Raw genomic sequence first — 24,035 nt, forward strand, 5'->3', positions numbered from 1 at the left:
GTATTTAAGTGCGTTAAACAAATAGTGATACGGAATCACAAGAAGAAGTCCGACTTCTCACCTGACCAACAACTGTTGGCTGGTCAACGATCCCAATAATTTATGAAGTGTATACTCATGAAGAATTGTGTTGATTACAGGGATGTCGGTAGCTTAACCGGCATCCCTTTTAATTTTGCAGTACAGTATTGAAAATGACCTGGAGGTGGACGGTTATTAGTAAAGATCACATGATTAATGATGAGATTCGGGCAAAGGAAGTACGCCTTGTCGGAGCTGAAGGAGAACAAATTGGGATCAAGCCGATTCGTGAAGCACTACAAATGGCGATTGATCTGAACTTGGATCTGGTCAATGTGGCACCACAGGCTAAACCGCCGGTGTGTCGCATCATGGACTATGGCAAATTCCGCTATGAGCAACAGAAGAAAGAGAAAGAAGCCCGTAAGAACCAGAAAATTGTTGATATTAAAGAAGTATGGTTCCGTTCCAATATTGAGGAGCATGATTATCAGACGAAGCTTCGTAATGTAGTTAAGTTTTTGAAAGACGGCGACAAAGTGAAATGTTCTGTTCGTTACCGCGGACGTGAAATTGCGCATGCCGCCATTGGTCAACGGATTTTGGAACGCGTTAAGGTAGAGGTTGAAGAGCTTTGCACCATTGAGCGCCAACCAAAATTGGAAGGCCGCAGTATGATCATGATTCTGGCTCCTAAAGCCTGATAACATTGAAGGAGGAAACACAAAATGCCTAAAATGAAAACACACAGCAGTTTGAAAGGACGCTTCAAAATTACCGGTTCCGGTAAAGTCCTGCGTTACAAAGCTCACAAAAACCACTTGCTTTCCCACAAATCAAAACGTGCTAAGCGCGTTCTGAATGGTAACCCAGTTATGGCTGCAGGTGACGTGAGACGTTTGAAACAAGGTTTGGCTAACCTGAAAGGCTAATTCAGTACAGTACATTCCGTATGGGGGATCGGCTACGGCCGTACACATACCACGGATACATTTAATATTTATTTGGGAGGTTCTTTAATATGGCAAGAGTAAAAGGCGGTTTTGTAGTACGTCGTCGTCATAAAAAGGTTTTGAAACTGGCAAGAGGTTATTTCGGTTCCAAACACCGCATTTTTAAAACAGCTAACGAGCAAGTAATGAAATCTTTGGTGTACGCATACCGTGACCGTCGCAACACAAAACGTAACTTCCGCAGACTGTGGATCGTTCGTATCAATGCTGCAGCACGTCAAAACGGTTTGTCTTACAACAAATTGATTCATGGATTGAAACTTGCTGGTGTAGATATGAACCGCAAAATGTTGGCTGATCTGGCCGTTAACGACATCAATGCGTTCAACTCTTTGGCTACTGTAGCTAAAGGTAAAATCAACGCCTAAACTATATTTATACAAGCCGCCGTACCTAGGCGGCTTTTTTTACGCCAGATTCTGCGTAAAGAATATACAACTGTCAGGAAGGGCACACTGAAAATGGCGGTTAAAGGTATGGCAGTATTATGGTAGTACATAAAAGTTGGATAATCAAATAGTACAAATGAAAATGGTTTATTTTTAGTTGATGATCCTCATTATGGAATATATTTGTTATATAACATCACATCGTTGTAACGTTAGCGTGTTAAACTGCTAAATTTTTAAGCGCTTTCAACAATAAAAGTGCAAAAATAAGTGCTTTTTGGTTATGAAACATCTAGATTTTAACACTGGTTAAATGTATAATCACCTCTAGTAGGCAAGTCCTAAACTTTTCTCTCTAGTCATAATGTTCGGTTTTTCGACAGTTGATCCGGTAAAGTTAAGGGTGGAATGTGTTTAATATGTCGAATTAAGCATACATTCCATAACTAAACCGTGCTTGGCATCTGTTCTTCCGAGCAATATGGAACGGAGTAGAAATTAGGTATATATCATTAAGGGGGAACTAAAGAAAATGAAGAAGATGCTCAGCTTGTCTTTGGTCATGTTGCTGGCAGTATCCGTAATGCTCGCAGGTTGCGGAAGCAAACCAAAAGAAGAAACGAATGCCGGAGGAACTACAGGTGGCGAAGCTACTGAAGCGAAATCCGATTTGAAAATTGGTATGGTAACTGACGTAGGTGGAGTTAACGATAAGTCCTTTAACCAATCCGCTTGGGAAGCTCTGCAAGCAACTGAAACTGAAACAGGTGTAGCTGTTAAATACCTGCAAAGTAAATCCGATGAAGAGTACATTCCTAACTTGAACGAGTTCGTTAAAGGTGGATATGACCTGACTTGGGGTATCGGTTTCCAATTGGCTGATGCAATCAAAACGGTTGCTGACCAAAACCCAGATTCCAAACTCGCGATCATTGACAGCGTAGTGGATTCTCCCAACGTTAAATCTGTAACTTTCGCTGAAGAAGAAGGATCTTTCTTGGTTGGTGTTGTTGCAGGTCTGACAACGAAAACAAACAAAATTGGTTTTGTAGGCGGTATGGAAAGCCCACTGATCAAAAAGTTTGAAGTTGGATTCAGAGAAGGCGTAAAAGCAGTTAACCCTGACGCTCAATTCATCTCCAACTACACAGGTGCATTTGATAAACCTGACCTTGGTAAAGCAGCAGCAGCAACACTTTACAACGAAGGCGTAGACATCATCTTCCACGCTTCTGGCGCAACTGGTAACGGTGTGTTTAACGAAGCAAGCGCTCGTAAGAAACAAGGCCAAGAAGTATGGGTTATCGGTGTTGATAAAGACCAATCTCTTGAGTTCGGCGATGAGATCACTTTGACTTCCATGATCAAAAAAGTTGACGAAGCGGTTAAACGCGTAAACCAAGAAGTTGTTGATGGTACATTTGCTGGTGGTTCTGAGAACCTGACACTGAAAGAAAACGGTGTAGGTATCGCTGATACTTCTACTGCTAACGTTCCTGCTGATGTACTTGCTAAAGTTGACGAGTACAAAGAAAAAATCATCAACGGCGAAATCAAAATACCTACTGAGTAATTGATTTCAAAGTTATGCAAATGAATAGTCATAGAGGCCGGTCTTGACCGGCCTTATGATTGTCATGAGACTTGTTCTAGCATCTGAGAATCATCTGATCCACACGCACAGTGAAGTAAGCCTATAAGCAAGAAATCGCTGTTTGAATGGCAGTTATTATTCCTAATAAACGTCGCTAGACGTTTTTCTTACGTTTGTGGAACCACACTATATCAGGTATAAGGGTGATTACATGGGTGCAGCAACCCCCGTCGTTGAGTTAAAACAAATCACGAAGCGTTTTCCAGGCATTGTTGCCAACGACGCCATCAGCCTTCAGCTTCGTAAAGGCGAGATTCATGCTCTACTAGGCGAAAACGGCGCTGGTAAATCAACATTGATGAATATTGTATTTGGTCTCTATCAGCCAGATGAAGGTTCCATTGAGGTGAATGGCAAGCCGGTGATCATCGATAGTCCGAACAAGGCCATCGATCTGGGAATCGGTATGGTGCATCAGCACTTTAAGCTCGTACAGCCGTTCACGGTAACAGAGAACATTATTTTGGGATCTGAGCCAACAAAGGGTCTCAACATTAATTATAAAAAAGCTGCTGCAGAAGTGCAGCGTCTGTCTGAGCAATATGGTTTGAAAGTGAATCCACATGCCAAAATACATGATATTTCGGTCGGAATGCAGCAACGTGTAGAGATCGTGAAGACCTTGTACCGTGGCGCTGATATTCTGATTTTTGACGAGCCTACAGCAGTCTTGACGCCTCAGGAGATCAAAGAACTGATGATCATTATGAAAAAGCTCGTAGCTGAAGGTAAGTCCATTATTTTGATCACACATAAGCTGAAAGAAATTATGGAAATCTCCGATACCGTAACGATTATTCGTCGTGGTAAAGTCATCGATTCAGTGAAGACTGCGGAGACTAATCCGAATGAACTAGCCGAAAAAATGGTAGGACGTAATGTCACGTTTAAGGTCGATAAGAAGCCAGCTACACCAGGTGCTAACATTCTGGAAGTTAGCCAGTTGACGGCTAGAAACAAAGAGGACATGCCTGTTCTTAATAAGCTGAACCTCAATGTGCGTGCAGGAGAGATTGTCGGTATCGCTGGGGTAGATGGTAATGGACAGAGTGAGTTGATTGAAGCACTTACGGGGCTACGCAAAATAGAGAGTGGCTCTATTAAGCTGCAAGGCAAAGAGCTTGCTAATCTTTCTCCACGACGTATCTCGGAATCGGGCGTAGCTCATATCCCTGAAGATCGTCATAAACATGGACTTGTTCTTGATTTTTCAGTCAGCGAAAATATCGTACTGGAGTCGTATTATAAATCGCCATACACACGTAAAGGCTTCTTGAACTTCGATGCAATTAAAAAGCAAGCGAAGCGTCTTGTCGAGGCATTTGACGTGCGTACACCGAGTATTGAAACCAAAGCACGTTCCCTGTCTGGAGGTAACCAACAAAAGGCTATTATTGCCCGTGAGGTTGATAAAAACCCAGAACTGTTGATTGCTGCTCAGCCAACCCGTGGTTTGGACGTAGGGGCGATCGAGTTTGTACAGAAGCAATTGATTGCACAACGTGATCAGGGGAAAGCAGTGCTATTGATTTCATTCGAGTTGGACGAAATTATCAATGTCTCCGATCGGATTGCTGTCATTTATGAGGGAGAGATCGTAGGCGAGGTGCTGCCAGAAGAAACCAATGACAGGGAGCTCGGCTTGATGATGGCGGGCAGCACCCAAAAGAGAGGTACAGTGCATGAATAACGTATTAAAATGGTTTACCCGTGATTCATTTATTTTACCTGTTGTAGCGATTATTATGGGTCTGATCCTGGGCGGTATCGTAATGCTGATTGGTGGATATAACCCAGTTGAGGCTTATGGTGCGTTGTTTAAAAAGGTGTTTGGAGACATGTACAACTTCGGTGAAGCTGTGCGTGAGATGACTCCGCTTATTATGACTGGACTTGCCTTTGCCTTTGCATCTCGCGCTGGTTTGTTTAATATCGGGGGAGAAGGACAATTCCTCGTTGGTATGACAGCAGCAACATTTGTAGGTGTGAAATTTACAGGACTACCGATCTTCATTCATGCTCCACTCGCTTTGATCGCAGGTGCAGTATTTGGTGGACTGTGGGCAGCTATTGCAGGTTATTTGAAAGCTAAGCGTGGCGTCAATGAAGTTATCAGTAGTATCATGTTGAACTGGATTGGTCTGTATTTGGCCAACTTGATTGTGCGTCAGTTCTTGCTGCAACCAGGGGAGAACCGCTCACAAAATATTGGTGAATCAGCATCGATCAGTATCGCGTGGTTGTCTGAGTTAATGGGTAACTCTCGTGTACACATGGGAACGATAATAGCCATTGTTCTGGCTGTGCTCTTCTACATCTATATGTGGAAAACGAAACAAGGATATGAAATTCGTGCTGTAGGATACAACCCGAATGCAGCTGAATATGCGGGTATGCATGTCAACCGTAACATTGTCAAAGCGATGTTCATTAGTGGTATGCTTGCTGGTTTAGGTGGAGCATTCCAAGTGTTGGGTGTATTCCAATACCAAACCGTTATGTCCGGTTCACCGGGAACAGGTTTTGATGGGATCGCGGTTGCTTTGATTGGTTTGAATCACCCATTTGGTGTGCTTCTAGGTGCGTTGCTGTTCGGTACGCTCACTTACGGTTCTGCGGGAATGAGCTTTGCCGCGGATGTACCACCCGAGATTATTCGGATTGTTATCGGTTCGATTATCTTCTTCATTGCGGCACAAGGCATCGTGCGCTGGGTACTTAAACCGTTCTATTCCAAGCGCAAGAAAGAGAAGGTGTTGTAGATGGACTTGTTGACAATCGGGCAAATTATCAATACGACGCTTGTCTTTGCCACGGCATTGATTTTTGCATCCTTGGGTGGTATTTTCTCAGAGAAATCAGGTGTAACTAACCTGGGTCTTGAAGGTTTCATGGTATTTGGAGCGTTCGCAGCGGGTATTGGTGCGCACTATGCCCAAGAAGCAGGCATGGACGGAACAACATCCGCTTGGATGGGTGTTCTGCTTGCCATTGTACTTGGCGTAGTTGTATCGCTTATTCATGCGGTTGCTTCAATCACGTTTAAGGCTGACCAAATTATTAGTGGTATCGTAATTAACTTTTTGGCGGCAGGTAGTACACTGTATTTGGTTAAATTGTTGTTCGAAGGTTCAGGGGATTCTCCGCTCGTACAAGGATTTAGCAAATTTAATGTGCCCCTGTTACAAGATATTCCATTGCTTGGAGAAGCTCTGTTCAAGAACGTATATCCAACGACATATCTGGCCATTGCGTTTGTATTTGTGACGTATTACATCATGTACAAAACGCCGTTTGGTTTGCGTCTTCGTTCCGTAGGGGAACATCCAAGTGCTGCGGATACTGTAGGTGTGAAGGTGCTTAGATATCGTTATGTCGGCGTAATGATCAGTGGTGCGCTCGCAGCAATTGGTGGAGCTGCCATTACACTAACGACGACAGGAACATTCTCGCATAACACAGTTTCTGGACAAGGTTTTATCGCGATTGCAGCAATGATCTTTGGTAAGTGGAACCCGATTGGTGCGTTCATCGCAGCATTGTTCTTCGGATTCTCACAAGCCATTCGAAACTATGTGCAATTGTTCGATTGGTCTCAAAGTATTCCCCAGGAAATTATTTTCATGTTGCCTTATCTACTCACGATCATTGTGCTTGTTGTAGCGGTTGGGCGTTCTTCTGCTCCGTCTGCACTTGGAGAGGCATACGATCCAGGGAAAAGGTAAACAAGCCAAGTATGTTAAACAACTCCAAATTGCATTGCAAAAGATCCGCTATGTGCGGGTCTTTTTTTTCTGTAACAGTGAACTTTTGTTATTATCTCTAGATTGGGCATTGAACCCATATTTCGTGGTAGGGACAAAGAAACAGGCGAAGCGAGCCATGGACGAATACACTGTTCTGAACGATGCGAGGAGGAGGGGAAAGTATGAAACAACATGTTACGCGTCATGCGGCTAGGAAATTGATAGGCAAAAATATTATTGCCGTCAAAAAGGATGGTACTCGAGTTACCGGAAAGCTGCTGAAAGTGTCCGGAAATAAATTGGTTTTGAAGCGGATGGATGGGAAGAAGGTACGTACAAAGGCAATTCTGCCACTTGTTTTATTTGATCTGCTCGCCATCGCGACTTTACCTTATGCTTACGGGTCAGGCCCAGGTTTCGGAGGTGGTTATGGTCCTGGTTACGGCCCTGGCTACGGACCAGGCCCGAAACCGGGTCCAGGATATGGTGGTGGTCCAGGTTACGGACCAGGTTCTGGATTTGGACCATATGGACCAGGACCACGTCCACCAGGTTTCTTTTAAGGACTACGCATTTTAGTGTAATCAGATTCTTTTTTCCATTTCGTAGCATCGGCTAATCATAATATAGCGAATCGTACTATAGCCATTTTTTTGATAAAAGTGTAGACCTTTCATGTTCCCTTCATCGACCATGACCTTGGATCTTTTGCAGCCTCTTGATGCAGCGAATTGCTCGGCTTTGAGTAACAAGTTTTGTCCGTAGCGCTTTCGTTGCTCTTTTGTGGCAACGGCCATCATATCCACATACAGAAGTTCACCATGCATGAGAAAATGGATGAATGCGATTGCTTCTTGGTCAGGCTCCGATGAGACAACAAAGGTCATGCCCCTGTTCATTCGCAGGGGTATTTCTTTGCGTATTTTATTGATTTCACTTTCACTCATATGAGAAAGGGGAACAAGTTGAGAATCAATCAGTCTCATAATGGCAGTGTCATCCAGCTTAGATTTGCGTTGCCGAATAACCATAGGGAGCCTCCTCTCTTAACCAGTCATGCTGCTTGTGTATCCTATGCCTGGAGCAAGATAAAAGGTGACTGAATGAGAGTAGTAGGTTGGGGTTACATTAGTTCTTGGAGATGAAAAGTGAGTGTGTTTAAAATTTTTATCAAAAACAGGTATTGACTTATCGCTCAGAGGAATCATATAATGTTCCTAACATTTAACGAGAATATTTCATCGGCTATGAAGAGGACGAAGTTTTAAGGGCTCTTTTGCTCAGAGAGTGGCTGGATCTGCTGAAACCACCACCATTATCCCTTATATACGAGCTCACCTCGGAGCTGTTTTCCTGAAAAGCATTGGATGTCACTCCAACTGGTTATTAGGGAAAATCGTATGTCTGCGTTACAGACAACAGGTATAGATGACGGATATGTCCGTTAGGACTATTGTTTTTTGTACCTGGTAAGGTCCGTTATTGCGAAATTTCGGACAAAGTTGGGTGGTACCACGGAAGCGATAACCTTTCGTCCCTCGCAAGCATGAACTTGTTTGCAGGGGATGGAAGGTTTTTTTTGTAACTTCTAATGTCAGAATGGTGTGAATTTCGAGAGGAGGATGACTAATGGGTGCTCAAATTCCAGAAGTACGATCAACAGAAGAATTACGTGAAAAATGGATGAAGCCGGAGGTCATTAGCGGTTCCGAGATTTTGCTAAGAAGCCTGTTGCTGGAAGGTGTAGATTGTGTCTTCGGTTACCCTGGGGGTGCAGTACTTTATATCTATGATGCGATGTATGGTTTCGAGGATTTCAAGCATGTATTAACTCGTCACGAACAAGGTGCCATTCATGCGGCTGACGGATATGCACGTGCGAGTGGTAAGGTAGGCGTATGTATCGCCACTTCCGGACCAGGGGCAACCAATCTGGTTACTGGAATTGCAACAGCGTATATGGACTCTGTTCCTCTCGTTGTGATTACAGGTAACGTTGTCTCCAGCCTGATCGGATCGGATGCTTTCCAAGAAGCAGACATCACGGGGATTACAATGCCAATTACGAAACACAGCTATTTGGTAAAAGATGTTAAGGAACTACCGCGTGTCATTCACGAGGCATTCCACATCGCTAATACAGGTCGTAAAGGTCCGGTTCTGATCGACATTCCAAAAGATGTATCTGCGAACAAAACATTGTTCGAGCCAAGTACTGAACCTGTTACGCTTAGAGGGTATAATCCTCGTACTGTACCGAACAAACTGCAGGTTGATCGCTTGGCACAAGCCATTCAAGAAGCAGAGCGGCCGATGATCCTTGCAGGTGGAGGCGTTGTATACTCTGGTGGACACGAAGCACTCTTCGAGTTTGTTGAGAAAACAGGTATTCCAATTACAACAACTTTGCTGGGTTTAGGCGCTTTCCCAAGTGGACACGAATTGTGGACAGGGATGCCAGGGATGCATGGTACGTATACCTCGAATCTAGCTATCCAACAATCGGATTTGTTAATTAATATCGGAGCACGTTTCGATGACCGGGTTACTGGTAAACTGGACGGTTTTGCGCCACACGCCAAAATTGTACACATCGATATCGATCCAGCCGAAATTGGTAAAAACATTGCAACAGATATTCCAATTGTTGGTGATGTGAAGACCGTGCTTGAGATTGCGAACAAAGAAGTGCAGCGTGCAGAGCGTGCAGATGCATGGAGAGATCAGATCAAGCAATGGAAACAAGAGAAACCTTACAGTTACACGGATTCGGATGAAGAATTGAAACCGCAATGGGTTGTCGAGTTGTTAAATGATACAACTAAGGGCGAAGCAATTGTAACGACGGATGTTGGGCAGCACCAGATGTGGGCAGCTCAATATTACAAATTCAATCAGCCGCGTTCTTGGGTAACCTCAGGTGGTTTGGGAACAATGGGCTTCGGATTCCCTTCAGCAATCGGTGCTCAAATGGCAAATCCAGACAGACTGGTTATCTCCATTAACGGTGACGGCGGAATGCAGATGTGTTCCCAAGAACTAGCAATCTGTGCAATTAACAACATTCCAGTGAAGATTGTTATTATCAACAACCAAGTGCTTGGAATGGTACGTCAGTGGCAGGAAATTATCTACGAGAATCGCTATAGTCACATTGATTTGGCGGGAAGTCCTGATTTTGTTAAATTGGCAGAAGCCTACGGTGTTAAAGGATTGCGCGCTACGAACAAGGAAGAAGCGGAGCGAGCTTGGCAAGAAGCACTGGACACACCGGGACCAGTCGTTGTAGAGTTTGTTGTACGTAAGGAAGAAAACGTATATCCAATGGTTCCGCAAGGAGCGACAATCGATCAAATGCTGATGGGGGATGCTGAGAAATGATTAGACATACAATTTCGATTTTGGTCAACGATCAGCCGGGCGTCCTTCAGCGGGTATCAGGTTTGTTTGGTCGACGCGGTTACAACATTGAGAGTATTACGGTGGGTCAATCGGAAGAGCCGGGTTTGTCCCGGATGGTCATTGTCACCATTGGTGATGATAAAACATTGGAACAGATCGAGAAACAATTGTACAAGATCATTGATGTCATCAAAGTTGTTGATTTCAGCCTGAAACCTATGGTTGCTCGCGAGCTTGCGCTAATTAAAGTAAAAGCAGAGCCATCCGAACGGCCTGAGATTATGGGTGTTGTGGAAACTTTTAGAGCAGCCGTAGTCGATATCGGACCTGTTAGCCTGATGGTGCAGGTGGTAGGAGATACAGACAAAATTGATGCCATGATAGAGTTACTTAAACCGTACGGTATTCGTGAACTCTCTCGTACAGGCGTAACGGCATTGGTAAGAGGAAACGCATAAATCATTATGAATTTTCTTTGAAAATGTAGAGAACGACGAAATCCGGCATTGCTTGCAATTTAACATTTTAGTGATGTAACGCTTGAAAAGAGAAATACACACCCGCATTAACGAGCGGGTGTCTGAACGGATCGAATCAGACCAACTCACGTTAAGTCAACTTAACGTGTCGGTCCCTTGAGACACCCGCTCATTAATGAAGGGTTCTTTACAATACAAAGGAGGACTTATAAACATGCCAGTAACTACTTATTATGAACAGGATGCAGAGCTTAGCGTATTGAAAGGAAAAACGATTGCCGTAATTGGTTACGGTAGCCAGGGTCATGCCCAAGCTCAAAACTTGCGTGATAGCGGATTGAACGTAGTCATCGGACTTCGTGAAGGTAAATCCTTCGATACTGCAAAAAATGATGGATTTGAAGTTCTTTCTCCAGCTGAAGCAACTAGCCGTGCGGATGTCGTTCAAATCTTGTTGCCAGATGAAACGCAAGCTTCTGTTTACAAAAACGAAATCGAACCAAACCTCAAAGAAGGCGCTGCATTGCTCTTCTCCCACGGTTTCAACGTTCATTTCGGCCAAATCGTTGCTCCAAAAAACAGCGATGTATTGCTGGTAGCTCCTAAGTCCCCTGGCCACATGGTACGTCGTACTTACGTGGAAGGATTCGGTGTACCGGGTCTGATCGCGATCGAGCAAGATGCAACAGGTAATGCAAAAGCAATTGGTTTGGCTTATGCAAAAGGTATCGGTTGCACACGCGCAGGCGTTATCGAAACTTCTTTCCGTGAAGAAACAGAAACAGACTTGTTCGGTGAGCAAGCGGTTCTGTGTGGTGGTGTAAGTGCCCTGGTTAAAGCTGGATTCGAAACGTTGACAGAAGCAGGATACGCTCCTGAAATGGCATATTTCGAGTGTCTGCACGAACTGAAATTGATCGTTGACATGATGTATGAAGGTGGACTTGCAAGTATGCGTGATTCCATCAGTAATACAGCTGAATACGGTGACTATGTAACTGGACCTCGCGTTGTAACTGAAGATACGAAGAAAGCAATGAAAGAAGTACTGACGGATATCCAACAAGGTAAATTCGCACGCGACTTCATCTTGGAAAACCAATCCGGACGCGCATTCTTGACAGCAACTCGTCGCAACGAAGCTGAACACCCAATCGAAGTGGTTGGCGGACAATTGCGTGAGATGATGCACTGGATCAAGAAATAAGCATCTCGTTTAAGGAATTATAGCAATTCACAGAGTTTCAACTGGAAATAGCGGCCGTGCTTATGCGTGAGCCGCTATTACTGGTTTAAAGGAGCAAGGGGGATGGTTGCCGTCTGTTAACGACGGTAATGAATTGAACCCAATTGCCTGAATAATAATCAAGTCAAGGAGGTGCGAAGCGTGCGTAAAATCTATGTATTTGACACAACGCTACGTGATGGAGAACAATCTCCGGGAGTTAACCTGAACACTCGTGAAAAGGTGGAGATTGCACACCAGCTGGAGCGACTTGGTATTGACCGGATGGAAGCAGGTTTTCCAGCGGCTTCTCCAGGGGATCTGGCAGCAGTCAATGCAGTAGCCAAAGCGGTGAAAAATATTACAGTAATTGGACTGTCTCGTTCGAGAGAACAAGATATTGATGCTGTAAAGGAAGCGCTGAAAGGTGCACAGGATCCGTGTATTCACGTGTTTTTGGCGACGTCACCCATTCACCGTCAACATAAACTCCGCATGGACAAAGCGCAGGTGCTTGATACGGCACGCTCTGCGATTCGTTATGCCAAGAAAACGTTCTCTAAAATTGAATTCTCTCTGGAGGATGCAGGACGTACAGAGTACGATTTTCTCGTAGAAATGGTGAATATGGCGGTTGAGGAAGGCGCGTCCGTTGTTAATATTCCAGATACGGTCGGATATCTGAGCCCTTATGAGTACGGTAACATTTTCAAACATCTCAAAGAGAATGTACATGGGATCGAAAAAGTACAGCTAAGTGCTCATTGCCATAACGACCTGGGCATGGCTACAGCAAATACGCTGGCCGCGATCCTTAATGGTGCTGACCAGATTGAAGGCACAATTAACGGAATTGGTGAACGTGCGGGCAATACAGCAATCGAAGAAATTGCGATGGCACTGGAGACACGTCAAGAATTTTTCCAAGCCAAAACATCGCTGCAACTGTCTGAGATTGCACGGACTAGTCGTCTCGTGAGTCGTTTGACAGGTATGGTTGTGCCTGGAAATAAAGCGATTGTTGGTGCGAATGCATTCGCACATGAATCCGGAATCCACCAGGATGGCATGTTGAAAGAGAAAACAACGTATGAGATTATGACGCCAGAGACCATTGGTCTGAAGGAAAGTAAACTTGTACTGGGTAAACATTCCGGACGTCATGCATTCCGTGAACGTTTGATCGAGCTGGGTTATGAGTTGGAAGATGAAGCGCTGAACCGCGCATTTGGCCAATTCAAAGATCTGGCAGATAAGAAAAAAGAAGTTACCGATGAAGATCTACTCGCCCTGATTGAAGAGAAATTGCAGGATGCACCTGAGGTGTATAAACTGGAGTCTATCTTTGTAACATACGGGGATGAATCTGTTCCAACAGCGAAAGTTCGCATCACAACCCTCGAGGGTAATACGATCGAACAGCAGGCTGAAGGAAATGGATCTGTAGATGCGATCTACAATGCCATTGACCTGGTTAGTGGAGAAGAGGTAACTTTGTCCGATTATTCGATCAAGTCAGTTACACATGGTAAGGATGCATTGGGTGAAGTTCATGTTGTTCTTACCCAAAATGAGGTGTCTGTACAGGGGCGTGGGGTAAGCACTGATATTTTGGGTGCAAGTGCGCGTGCCTATGTAGACGGTCTGAACCAATTGATCGAGAAACGAAAAACATACACAAACCGAGTGAATGTGAACCTATAATTATACTTGTGTTGTGCGAAGGCAACGTGTGAATTCGCTATGTTACGCCTGAGCTGAAGTACATTTACTGAGAATCACATGTTGGTAAAACCAGAAAAGTCTGACCTCCTTAGCGTTACAAGGGTCAGACTTTTTGGCTACCATATAATTTTATCTAACAGCATGAGTAACGTTATAACTGCTGCTTTAATCAGATATGAGTACGATATCAGGATTCATTCTGATGTTACCACGCATAAGCGTTCGGGGCATGTCCGCCAGGGCCTGGGAAAATTTCATCCAAGCGCTTAAGAACTTCTTCGTCAAGCGTTACTTCCAGACATTTGAGCGCAGTCTCAAACTGCTCTAATGTACGTGGGCCGATAATAGGTGCTGTGACTGCTGGATTCGCGGCTACCCAAGCGAGTGCTACTGTATCCTGTGGTTCACCGAGTTCACGACATAATGCCGCGAATTGCTCAAGTTGTGATTGCTGACGTTCGATCCGTTCGGAGATACCGCCACTGCGCGTTCCTTCCAGCTTTTGAAGCGCATTACGTCCGAGCAGTCCACCATCCAGTGGGCTCCATGGAATTACACCTAAGCCCAATTCTTTGGCTGCGGGAAGAATTTCCAGCTCAGGTAAACGACAATTGAGGCTGTATTTATGCTGTTCGGAAACGAGACCAAGGAAATGGCGGTTTTTAGCTTCACTCTGTGCAATGGCAATTTGCCAAGCGGCAAAGTTGCTTGAACCTACATATCCAATTTTTCCCTGATGCACTGCGTTCTCAAATGCATGCCATAGTTCGTCCCAGGTAACGACAGGATCAACATGGTGCATCTGATATAGTTCAATATGATCCGTTTGCAGACGGCGGAGGGAACCTTCGAGGTGGCGTCTGATTTTATATGCGGATAGCCCAGCTTCATTGTTCGGGCCATCGTTCTCATCATGCATAGAGCCGTAGACTTTGGTTGCGAGAACAACCTTCTCACGTCGGCCGCCACCTTGGCTGAACCAACGACCAATAATTTCTTCTGTCAGGCCTGAATTTTCGCGCCAGCCATAAATGTTAGCGGTATCAAAAAAATTCACTCCTGCATCCAGCGCGGCATCCATGATGCGAAAGGCTTCTTTTTCGTCTGTGATCGGTCCAAAATTCATGGTACCGAGACAGATGCGACTAACCTTGAGACCGGATTTACCCAAATACGAATATTGCATGGTGATTATCCCTCCTGCGTACCTGATTTGAATTCAGCTATATTTTACCTTACCAAGAGAAGTGGAACAACTTATATACGTTAAGATTGAACTGCTTATAGGTAAAATCTATTAAAGTCATAGATTGTATATCTTGGTCAAATGACCTCAAAATATGATACAAAAGAGAGAGTTAATATGAGAGCGTTACTTCGTGAATAGTTATAATGAATCGATACAAGGAGTGGACAACCCATGGCAGAAGTGAAAAAAATTGCAGTCATTGCTGGAGATGGAATTGGACCAGAAGTCGTAGCTGAGGCTGAAAAGGTACTTAAACGCACAGAAGAAGTATTCGGCTATCGTTTTGAAACAGAGCATGCTTTGTTTGGCGGAATTGCCATCGATGAGAAGGGTACACCGCTTCCTGAAGAAACGTTGACGGTATGTAAAAGTGCTGACGCAGTCCTGCTCGGAGCTGTAGGTGGCCCTAAATGGGACAATAACAGTAAGGAGCTGCGTCCTGAAACAGGTCTGCTTGGTATTCGTAAAGCGCTTGGACTTTTCTCCAATCTACGCCCGGCAGTTGTGTTTGATTGCTTGAAAGACGCGTCCACACTGAAACCGGAAGTACTGGAAGGTACGGATCTCATGGTTGTGCGTGAGCTGACTGGCGGAATTTACTTCGGTGAGAAATTCAGACGTGAAGGTTCACAAGGTGAAGAGGCTGTAGACACTTGCGTATATAATGTAACTGAAGTGGAGCGCATCGTTCGTCAGGCCTTCGAAATTGCTCAAGGCCGTCGTAAAAAACTCGCTTCTGTAGACAAAGCGAACGTACTCGAAACATCCCGCCTCTGGCGTGAAGTCGTTAACCGGGTAGCACCGGATTATCCGGACGTTGAAGTGGAACATGTGCTTGTTGACAACTGTGCAATGCAGTTGCTGCGTCGTCCAGCTAGCTTTGACGTCATCGTAACGGAAAATATGTTTGGCGATATCTTGAGTGATGAAGCAGCAATGCTGACAGGCTCTATCGGTATGCTCGCATCTGCATCTCTTGGAGAAGGCAGCTTCGGTCTGTACGAGCCGGTACACGGCTCTGCGCCTGATATTGCGGGTCAAGGTTTGGCGAATCCAATCGCAACGATTCTATCACTTGCTCTGATGTTCCGTACAACCTTTGGTTATGCTGAAGGCGCAGATGCGATTGAAGCAGCTGTATCCAATGTGCTGAATGCAGGACATCGTACCAGCGATATCGCTGTAGATAAGAGCACAGCAATCAGTACAACGGAGATGGGCGACTTGATCGTCGCAGCAATCCAGAAACAGGCGTAATTATACGATCAACAAGACAGCCCTTTGTCTCCTATTATGGAAGATACAGAGGGCTGTTCCTTTATGAGATTGGCACGAAAAATCCTTATTTATAATTATTATAAAAAAATAACGTTTATAATCTTGACTTTGAGAAGTCCGGATGATAACATTTTACTTGTACTTGTTATCAAGTATCAAATTCATTTAATGACAGGAGAGACGCCCTGCGTTTCTACCTGATGATGAGCAATCCATATGGATGCTTACATAATCCCAAAGGAGGAATTTTTAGTTATGGCAGAACGTTTGGTTGGTAGACCAGCACCAGATTTCGCAATGGAAACAGTATCAGGAGACGGACAAGATTTCGGTTCCGTGAAACTGTCCGATTACCGTGGCAAATGGCTCGTATTCTTCTTTTATCCTTTGGACTTCACATTTGTGTGCCCAACTGAAATTACAGCTTTGAGCGTTGCTGCTGAGCAATTCAAAGCTTTGGATACTGAAATCCTTGGCGTGAGCGTGGACTCCGTACACAGCCACAAAGCTTGGATCAACACACCTGTAGACAGCAATGGTCTGGGTCAATTGAACTTCCCACTCGCTTCCGACATCACGAAGCAAGTAGCTAAAGATTACGGCGTTCTGATCGAAGAAGAAGGCGTAGCATTGCGCGGCTTGTTCATCATCGATCCAGAAGGCGAATTGAAATACCAAGTCGTTAACCACAATGATGTAGGCCGTAGTGTTGAAGAAACACTTCGTGTACTGCAAGCACTGCAATCCGGCGGATTGTGTGCAATGAACTGGAAACCAGGCGACAACAACCTGTAAGCCAGAATTAACTTGAACGCATCATGTTCAAGCCCTCATCCCATACGGGATTGAGGGCTTTTTGCACCCTTTTTCCCGGATCGAAAAAGGAGTTGTCCAAAGATGTTTAGATTCGTATGGAAACGTGTTAATGATGTATTATAAGAATGATCATATTTTATCCTCGTGAAAGAGGAATCGAAGGGCATAAAGGCGAATAGGGTATGGAAACCCGGTAAATTATCCGGTATGATTGCTCTCATATAATGAAGCATGTGAAATCCGTTGGAACTATTCCCTTTTCGGTAAGTGCTACAGGTGTACGGGATGTGATTTGCACACATTTTGATCCCGACACGTAATAAGGAGGGTGAACAAAAATGAGTTACTGTTGTGGGGCAAGTATGGTGGGAACAAAGGGCACGCTGAAGCATTACCGCACCCAGGTTCATAATGTTCCCCTGCTGTTTTGTCCGGTATGTCATCGGGTTGAGGTGCATTACAAAGTTGAAAACGAATATGAGATTCTTGCGGAGTATGCACATGGAGACGGTGCTTCCGAAATTGATTTTCAAGACTATGTCACAGAAGACGAAGATGCGATCTTCGAAAATTGTGTGAATCGCGAAAGCGAGGATGCCATGGTCATCGTGCAACGCCAGATTGATATGTCTCTCGATCTGCTTCGACTTGCTAAGGAAATGAAGGATGAGAAATGGGAAAGTGAGCTCAAGCGTCGATTAGCCGTGATGAGCCAGCGCAGACTCAAAATCCAGCACAATAAAAGTGGCTTGTAGATCTTTTTGATGCATATGGTTTCGATTGAATTCCATGATAGGTTGGAAACAAATGATGCTAATTGGCAGGCTGCGAATCCAAAGGGGATTGCTCGAACAACGTCTATAAGAAATATAAATAAACGAAGCTTTTTCGCTATGCTCGCGAATCAGCTTCGTTTTTGTGTATTGAAACTTAGCTATTTCGAGGTTTTTCTTAAAATAATTTCCATTCGACACTTTCTCCGATTGACTCCATTCTATAAACTTGTCTATGATAAAAACAGACTTGCAAAAGAGGCGGAGCAAAAAGTGTTCGTGTATGGGAATAGGAGAAGGTCAGAATGGAACATACGTATATCGTTTTCCGGATCGATTGTTGGTTACCGGAGATAAACCAGCTTGGGTTCCGGACGCACCATCCATATTTTCGGCTCAGCCCCCTAACGAAAGGGCTCCGGTAAAGATCGGCCCTTCCTGTTTCTGTGATGATATGATGTCCGAATGGCAAGTTTATCATTTACGTGAAAAGGAGGAACCTGACGTGATTAGTGAAATTCAGGATACAGTCCCTCAATTAACGAATGGTTTTCCGCCTGTACCTCTGGATAACAACAAGTACGAGAATGTCCTGGAGCATCTGGATAGCGGTATTATGTTGTTTGACAGCAATGGTGTATTGACGTTTATTAACGTACAGATGGCAAAATTGTTGGAGCTTCCGCGGAGCCTGCTCAACGGATGCACACTGATGCAAATGATGCATCTTCCCCAGATGAGCCGATTCAAGAAAAAGAAAATTTTACGTATCTATCGGGAAACCATTTTTCATCGTAAGCGATATCATGAACTAATTGATGAGTATGGCAGGCACTGGCTGGTTACGGTTACCTATGGCGATCAGATGGATGGAGACTTTCTGTTCAGCGTTAAGGATGTATCCGACTACAAACAAATTGAACAGACGGCCTATCAAAATGACAAGCTTGCGATGTTGGGGCGGATCTCGGCATCGATTGCTCATGAGATTCGTAATCCTCTGACAGCCATTCGTGGATTCATCCAACTGCTACGTCCACACTTGTTGCAGCTAGGTAAAGATGAATACGCCAGAATCATACTAACTGAAATCGATCGAGCCAACGATATTATCTACGAATTCCTAAATTCCTCCAAACCGTCAGCGCCCCAGAAAACCATCATGTCTGTGGACTCTTTGCTCAAAGAGGTGGTCTTGCTGACTGAAAGTGAAGGCTTAATGAAGGGGTGTGAAATTACCCTGGATGAAGCAGAATTACCATTGAATGTCTCGATAGATGTGAAACAGATTAAACAGGTTATTTTGAATATGGTCAAAAATGCAATGGATGCGATTGAAGATGTGGGCGAGGAACATACCGGCTTAATTCGGATATCGACCAGCACGGAAAATAAATTTGTTCAGATCTCCATAGTGGATAACGGTCATGGAATGGATCATAATACGCTTGTACGTTTGTTCGATCCATTCTTCACAACGAAAGAAAGTGGTACAGGGCTTGGTCTGTCTGTTAGTTATCGCATCATTAAGAATCATGGAGGAACGATCTCTGTGGATAGCAAGAAAGGGGAAGGCACACAGTTTAGAATTATGCTCCCCCTCGTGTAACTTCAAAGGTGTAAACAACGAACAGGAATTGGTCAATTAGCCGATTCCTGTTGTTTTTTGTTAAACTAAATAGGGTTATAGTTAAAATGAATGCGAATACATAAATGTAGCTTATGGAAGGAAAGGTGATTGCGAATGGATATTCAAGGAATGGAGCAGATGAACAAACAGCTGTTGAATCATGTGGGTCAGGTGATCGTGGGCAAAGAGAATACGATGGAGCTGGTTTTAACAGCCATCATTGCCTCAGGTCATGTCTTACTTGAAGATGTACCAGGTACAGGGAAAACAATGCTTGCCAAATCAGTGGCAGCTTCGCTCGATTGTACGTTCCAACGCATCCAGTTCACACCGGACTTACTACCGTCGGATCTCACAGGGATTCATTTCTTCAATCAGAAAACAGGGGATTTCGAATTCAGACCCGGTCCATTGTTTGCCAACCTTGTTCTTGCAGATGAGATCAATCGTGCTACACCGCGAACTCAGTCCAGCTTATTGGAGTGTATGGAGGAACGGCAGATCAGTATTGATGGTTCAACAAGGCAACTTGAAAATCCATTTATCGTCATTGCAACGCAAAATCCAATTGATAACCAAGGAACGTTTCCTCTGCCAGAAGCACAAATGGATCGATTCATGATGAAGATTCGTATGGGGTACCCGAGCGAAGGTGAGAGTGTAGAAATTCTAAGACGTACTGTGGCAAGCCGCTCAGTTGCTGATCTATCGAGCATTATAACTCGTGAGCAGCTAATTGCCGCTCAGCAGACCTATAAGTCCGTGCAGATCGATGAGGATCTGCTGACGTATATCATCCAGCTGACCGAAGAAACACGCAAGCATCCAGAGCTATCCCTAGGGGTTAGTCCACGGGGAGCACAGGCTCTACTTAAGGCGAGCCAGGCATGGGCTGCTTTGCATGGCAGAGATTACGTTCTACCAGACGACATTAAAGGCTTAGCAGAGCCAGTACTCGCACATCGCTTGGTGTTCCGCAATCGAATGCGTCAACAGGAAGGACTGGCAGAGCGAATCATTCAGGATATTCTGAATCAGGTGCAAGTACCAACGGAGAACATGACTGCTGGCAGTGGGCGCTAATTATGAATTTGCTATGGTTAGTCGTTGTAGGCGGCATCGTTGTAGGGATACATGGCTTGTGGTTTGGGCGCTCCGCATTACGTAGGCTCACGTACTCAAGACAGTTTAGTAAGTCACGTTGTTATGCTGGTGACGAATTGGAGATGATAGAGACCATCGCCAATGAGAAACGTGTGTCTGTACCTTGGCTTCGACTTGAGGCCATGCTGCCAGGATCTTTTGTTTTCCGTACTGGTTCAGGTATGGCGATCAGCCAAGGAGAAATCTATCAGAATCATAAGAGCATCTTTACATTGAAACCGTTTACCCGTATTACACGCAAGCATCCTCTGGTATGCAGTCGCCGCGGGGTATACACGATGAATAGCGTAACCATGACAGGTGGGGATCTCTTTGGAGTATGGCGTACATCCAAGCTTATTCCGATGCCTCTATCTATGGTTGTGTATCCTTCCCTGATTCGTCCTGAGGATCTACCGGCCATTTATCAAGTATGGCAAGGAGAGGTAGAAGTGTCCCGCTGGATTGTGGAGGATCCCTTCCTGATTCTAGGTGTACGTCCATATGGTGCAGGTGACCCCATGAATCGCATTCACTGGAAAGCAAGCGCGCGTACAGGAGAATTACAGGTGTACAAGCAGGGCTGGACAGCAGATCCGCAATCGTGGATTGTAGTCAACATTCAGGAATCTGCTGACATGTGGAGTGTGGTGACGAAGCCGGAGACAATCGAGCAAGCACTTCGTTATGCTGCAACCGCAGTGGTGGATGCCATTGGCCGTGGCCTACCTGCAGGTTTTGCTCATAACGGTTATCGAATAAGTGGTGGACATGAGCCGTTAAGGATCGAACCAGACTACGGCAGCCCTCATCTGGAGTTATTGTTAGAGGCGATGGCGGAGATCGAAATGAAATGTATGGTACCCATGGAGCAGTTCTTGCGCGATGAGGTACTTCGTAATGAAGAAGCTCAACAGGCGAGAAGTTATCTATTGATTACAACTTATGTGTCCCCAGCGATGGAGTATGAAATTGCACGCTTGCATGAACAAGGACATCGTGTGACCATTCTTCCTGTAGAGCAAGTGACAACGAGTAACAAGGCGGTGAGTGCATGAATGATTCGCTCTCTTCGAAGGTTAAGTTGGGAATTTCGTTCACTGCAACTCTGTTAATCGGTATCTACATCTATCCTATAGTGACACTCACCTCACTTTACGCGACTGGTTCATTACCCTACACGTTAATGTTCTACTATATTATTGCTGCAGGGTTAGCGGTAATCGTCCAGCATCGACTTCCTCGCTTGGGTAGCAATGCATTCTACCGATTGGGCGTAGCTATTGGACTAGGTGCACTTATATTTCTAGCCGTTAAGCTTACGTCATCTCTCCCATGGCTTGAACGATATACAGTTGGGGTGTGGGGGATGATCTCCGCTTATATCGGACTTACTTCAGAACCTGCTCTTCGTTCAACTGCGACATTGAGATTACAGCTTGTAGGGGTAGCTAGTTCGATTCTGCTGAGTATGGCTTCCAGTTGGGGCGAACCGTTTAATTTGTTGCAGCCATATGTGACAAGTTTATATGTATCAGGTGTCATTAGCTTCGCTGGCTGGATGATAACCTTGTATAGTTCGCAAATGGATCGAGCCATACTAAATGATGGCCAAAGAAGGATGGTTCTACGGGAATTTGCGAGAGCTAACCGCCAGCGTTTAATGTGGATTTTAATTACAATCGCGTCCATTGGAGCATTTCCAAGTCTTGCTGCCTGGTTAGGTCCTCTGCGTGATCGCTTGCTAGCCTGGATCAGGGGATTATTGAGTAGTTCAGGGCAGGAGACACCTTTACCACCGACGGAACCCATGAATACACCCATGTTGCCTGAACAGATGCCCGAAGGAAGCTCAGAGCCTTCTATTTTTTGGGATATACTTGGCTGGGTAGTTCTTATTATCGTGATCCTGGTCATTCTATGGTTTACGATGAAATGGGGTCAAGGTGCACTGCATAGACTTATGGAGCGTTTAAAAGGCATGATGAATCCCAAAGAAAAGAAGATGGCACCACAGACGGAATATATGGATATCAGTGAGACACTTGCAGCTCCCACCAGAGTTCGAAAGCCTTGGTTTCGCAAGAAAGAGCCTCTACCCACGCAGGACAGAGATCGAATCCGTTTTTACTACCGAAAATGGATCAACAGCGCTACGCGTAATGGGGTTCATATTGAAGTTTCACAGACACCTCTGGAAGCGGGCGAGAGTATTGAGCGTGAGGGATCGAAGCAAGCGGATAAGAGGTTATCTACGATTTTGCCAGATGCATATAATGCTGTACGTTATGGGAAGAAAGCGCCGGATACTGCCAAAATGAATGAATTGGATCAAATATGGAAGTCCTAGTTACAGAATAGCTCGTTTATCCCTTTACTTTTCTTGTCACGTTCAAGTATCATGAGAGGAATACACAAGTTGGTCAGAAAAGGAGCAGACAAATGAAGACAAATCATTGCAAAATTGTAGATTGTACGATCCGGGATGGCGGGTTGGTTAATAACTGGGACTTTAGCGTGGACTTTGTTCAACAGCTCTATGCTGGATTGAATGAAGCAGGCGTTGATTATATGGAAATTGGATATAAAAACTCTCCTAAACTGCTGAAGGGTGCCGAAGAGGCAGGCCCTTGGCGTTTTCTGAATGATGACTTCCTACGCAAAGTTATTCCGCAAAAAGGAAACACTAAACTGTCTGCACTCGTAGACGTTGGCCGTGTGGACGAGAATGACATTTTGCCACGCAGCGAAAGCATGCTGGATCTGATCCGTGTGGCATGCTACAGCAAAGATGTGGACAAAGCACTTGCGCTGGTGCAAACGTTCCATGATCGTGGGTACGAAACAACCCTGAACATTATGGCATTGTCTAATGTCATGGAGAATGAGCTGCTGGAAGCATTCGAGATGATCAAAGACAGCTCTGTAGACGTTGTGTACATTGTAGACTCCTACGGTAGCTTGGATCATAATGACGTGAAGTACCTTGTAGAGAAATTCAAAACACATCTTCCAAACAAACGTCTTGGCGTGCACACTCACAATAACATGCAGCTTGCATTCTCCAATACACTTATAGCTGCTGAGCTGGGTGTGGAATTGTTGGATGCCTCAGTGTACGGTATGGGTCGTGCTGCAGGGAACTGCCCAACGGAATTGTTGGTTGCTCACCTCAAGGGAACTAAATACAACTTGCGTCCTGTATTGGGTGTATTGGAACAACTGATGGTTCCTCTTCGTGAAAAAGAAGAGTGGGGCTATATCCTGCCATACATGATTACAGGCACATTGGACGAGCATCCTCGTTCTGCCATGGCACTTCGTTCTTCTGAGGATAAAGACAAGGTTGTTGATTTCTATGACAAACTGACAACACCAGAAGTGAATTTTGATAAGTAAGCATAAACATGCATAAATCTATAAAAAACAGTCCAATAGACTGTTGCTAAACTAAAAAAACACGTTCTCTTTATGGAGGACGTGTTTTTTTAG

The 24,035-nt window shown here is 44.7% G+C and carries 22 protein-coding genes; 20 read left to right on the forward strand and 2 right to left on the reverse strand.

The features are described from left to right. Window positions 1–230 precede the first annotated feature (230 nt). The 8 genes from infC to M3636_RS12950 all read left to right on the forward strand — a co-directional run bounded on the left by infC (window position 231) and on the right by M3636_RS12950 (window position 7,386). Window positions 231–725: a translation initiation factor IF-3 gene (gene infC / locus M3636_RS12915; RefSeq protein WP_128104375.1), complete on the forward strand. Its 495-nt coding sequence runs from the start codon at window positions 231–233 to the stop codon at window positions 723–725. A 24-nt stretch (window positions 726–749) separates the two neighbouring features. After that, entirely contained in the window at window positions 750–953 is a 204-nt protein-coding gene (rpmI, locus tag M3636_RS12920) for a 50S ribosomal protein L35 (RefSeq protein WP_017689665.1), read from the forward strand. Window positions 954–1,042: 89 nt separating this feature from the next. Beyond that, complete coding sequence (rplT, locus tag M3636_RS12925; protein ID WP_095288335.1) at window positions 1,043–1,402, forward strand: 50S ribosomal protein L20; 360 nt, start codon at window positions 1,043–1,045, stop codon at window positions 1,400–1,402. A 553-nt stretch (window positions 1,403–1,955) separates the two neighbouring features. Beyond that, complete coding sequence (locus tag M3636_RS12930; RefSeq protein ID WP_145409159.1) at window positions 1,956–2,996, forward strand: BMP family lipoprotein; 1,041 nt, start codon at window positions 1,956–1,958, stop codon at window positions 2,994–2,996. A gap of 232 nt (window positions 2,997–3,228) precedes the next feature. After that, the gene (locus M3636_RS12935) at window positions 3,229–4,767 is read left to right on the forward strand and encodes an ABC transporter ATP-binding protein (RefSeq protein ID WP_145409160.1); all 1,539 of its coding nucleotides are present in this window, start codon (window positions 3,229–3,231) and stop codon (window positions 4,765–4,767) included. Beyond that, window positions 4,760–5,839 carry an ABC transporter permease gene (locus M3636_RS12940; RefSeq protein WP_145047995.1) on the forward strand — a complete coding sequence of 360 codons (1,080 nt, stop codon included), beginning with the start codon at window positions 4,760–4,762 and terminating at the stop codon, window positions 5,837–5,839. Before M3636_RS12935 ends, M3636_RS12940 begins: the two co-directional genes overlap by 8 nt. Next, window positions 5,840–6,802 (forward strand): ABC transporter permease, encoded by a 963-nt coding sequence (locus tag M3636_RS12945; protein WP_128101057.1) that lies wholly within the window; start codon window positions 5,840–5,842, stop codon window positions 6,800–6,802. 203 nt (window positions 6,803–7,005) lie between these two features. After that, window positions 7,006–7,386 carry a hypothetical protein gene (locus M3636_RS12950; protein ID WP_251382813.1) on the forward strand — a complete coding sequence of 127 codons (381 nt, stop codon included), beginning with the start codon at window positions 7,006–7,008 and terminating at the stop codon, window positions 7,384–7,386. Window positions 7,387–7,407: 21 nt separating this feature from the next. On the opposite strand, the gene M3636_RS12955 is transcribed toward M3636_RS12950, so the two are convergent. After that, on the reverse strand, window positions 7,408–7,854 hold the full coding sequence (locus M3636_RS12955) for a GNAT family N-acetyltransferase (protein ID WP_251382814.1): 447 nt from the start codon (window positions 7,852–7,854) through the stop codon (window positions 7,408–7,410). A 598-nt stretch (window positions 7,855–8,452) separates the two neighbouring features. On the opposite strand from M3636_RS12955, the gene ilvB reads away from it, so the two are divergent. From ilvB to M3636_RS12975, 4 genes are all read left to right on the forward strand, one after another. Next, a complete protein-coding gene (gene ilvB / locus M3636_RS12960) occupies window positions 8,453–10,204 on the forward strand; it encodes a biosynthetic-type acetolactate synthase large subunit (protein WP_128101060.1) in 1,752 nt (583 codons plus the stop codon). Then, window positions 10,201–10,683 (forward strand): acetolactate synthase small subunit, encoded by a 483-nt coding sequence (gene ilvN / locus M3636_RS12965; protein WP_251382815.1) that lies wholly within the window; start codon window positions 10,201–10,203, stop codon window positions 10,681–10,683. The genes ilvB and ilvN overlap by 4 nt, the downstream gene beginning before the upstream one ends. 235 nt (window positions 10,684–10,918) lie before the next feature. Further along, on the forward strand, window positions 10,919–11,911 hold the full coding sequence (gene ilvC / locus M3636_RS12970; RefSeq protein WP_056698659.1) for a ketol-acid reductoisomerase: 993 nt from the start codon (window positions 10,919–10,921) through the stop codon (window positions 11,909–11,911). Between the two features lie 180 nt (window positions 11,912–12,091). After that, the gene (locus M3636_RS12975) at window positions 12,092–13,633 is read left to right on the forward strand and encodes a 2-isopropylmalate synthase (protein ID WP_128101062.1); all 1,542 of its coding nucleotides are present in this window, start codon (window positions 12,092–12,094) and stop codon (window positions 13,631–13,633) included. A gap of 226 nt (window positions 13,634–13,859) precedes the next feature. Here M3636_RS12975 and M3636_RS12980 read toward each other — a convergent pair whose 3' ends face one another. Then, window positions 13,860–14,840 (reverse strand): aldo/keto reductase, encoded by a 981-nt coding sequence (locus tag M3636_RS12980; RefSeq protein WP_251382816.1) that lies wholly within the window; start codon window positions 14,838–14,840, stop codon window positions 13,860–13,862. Window positions 14,841–15,074: 234 nt separating this feature from the next. Between M3636_RS12980 and leuB the strand changes: the two genes are divergently transcribed. From leuB to M3636_RS13020, 8 genes are all read left to right on the forward strand, one after another. Beyond that, window positions 15,075–16,160: a 3-isopropylmalate dehydrogenase gene (gene leuB / locus M3636_RS12985; RefSeq protein WP_056698648.1), complete on the forward strand. Its 1,086-nt coding sequence runs from the start codon at window positions 15,075–15,077 to the stop codon at window positions 16,158–16,160. Between the two features lie 276 nt (window positions 16,161–16,436). Next, window positions 16,437–16,976: a peroxiredoxin gene (locus tag M3636_RS12990; protein ID WP_128101064.1), complete on the forward strand. Its 540-nt coding sequence runs from the start codon at window positions 16,437–16,439 to the stop codon at window positions 16,974–16,976. A 359-nt stretch (window positions 16,977–17,335) separates the two neighbouring features. After that, window positions 17,336–17,752, forward strand: a complete 417-nt coding sequence (locus M3636_RS12995; protein WP_024628323.1) for a hypothetical protein — start codon at window positions 17,336–17,338, stop codon at window positions 17,750–17,752. Window positions 17,753–18,275: 523 nt separating this feature from the next. Continuing rightward, a complete protein-coding gene (locus M3636_RS13000; protein WP_128101065.1) occupies window positions 18,276–19,379 on the forward strand; it encodes a PAS domain-containing sensor histidine kinase in 1,104 nt (367 codons plus the stop codon). A gap of 135 nt (window positions 19,380–19,514) precedes the next feature. Next, on the forward strand, window positions 19,515–20,483 hold the full coding sequence (locus M3636_RS13005) for an AAA family ATPase (protein ID WP_251382817.1): 969 nt from the start codon (window positions 19,515–19,517) through the stop codon (window positions 20,481–20,483). Window positions 20,484–20,485: 2 nt separating this feature from the next. Continuing rightward, a complete protein-coding gene (locus M3636_RS13010) occupies window positions 20,486–21,601 on the forward strand; it encodes a DUF58 domain-containing protein (protein WP_251382818.1) in 1,116 nt (371 codons plus the stop codon). Continuing rightward, on the forward strand, window positions 21,598–22,893 hold the full coding sequence (locus M3636_RS13015; protein WP_251382819.1) for a hypothetical protein: 1,296 nt from the start codon (window positions 21,598–21,600) through the stop codon (window positions 22,891–22,893). Before M3636_RS13010 ends, M3636_RS13015 begins: the two co-directional genes overlap by 4 nt. A gap of 92 nt (window positions 22,894–22,985) precedes the next feature. After that, on the forward strand, window positions 22,986–23,942 hold the full coding sequence (locus tag M3636_RS13020; RefSeq protein ID WP_128101069.1) for an aldolase catalytic domain-containing protein: 957 nt from the start codon (window positions 22,986–22,988) through the stop codon (window positions 23,940–23,942). Window positions 23,943–24,035: the final 93 nt, after the last annotated feature.

Origin of the sequence: Paenibacillus sp. MER 99-2 (assembly GCF_023714095.1) — a bacterium.
Classification (GTDB): Bacteria; Bacillota; Bacilli; order Paenibacillales; family Paenibacillaceae; genus Paenibacillus.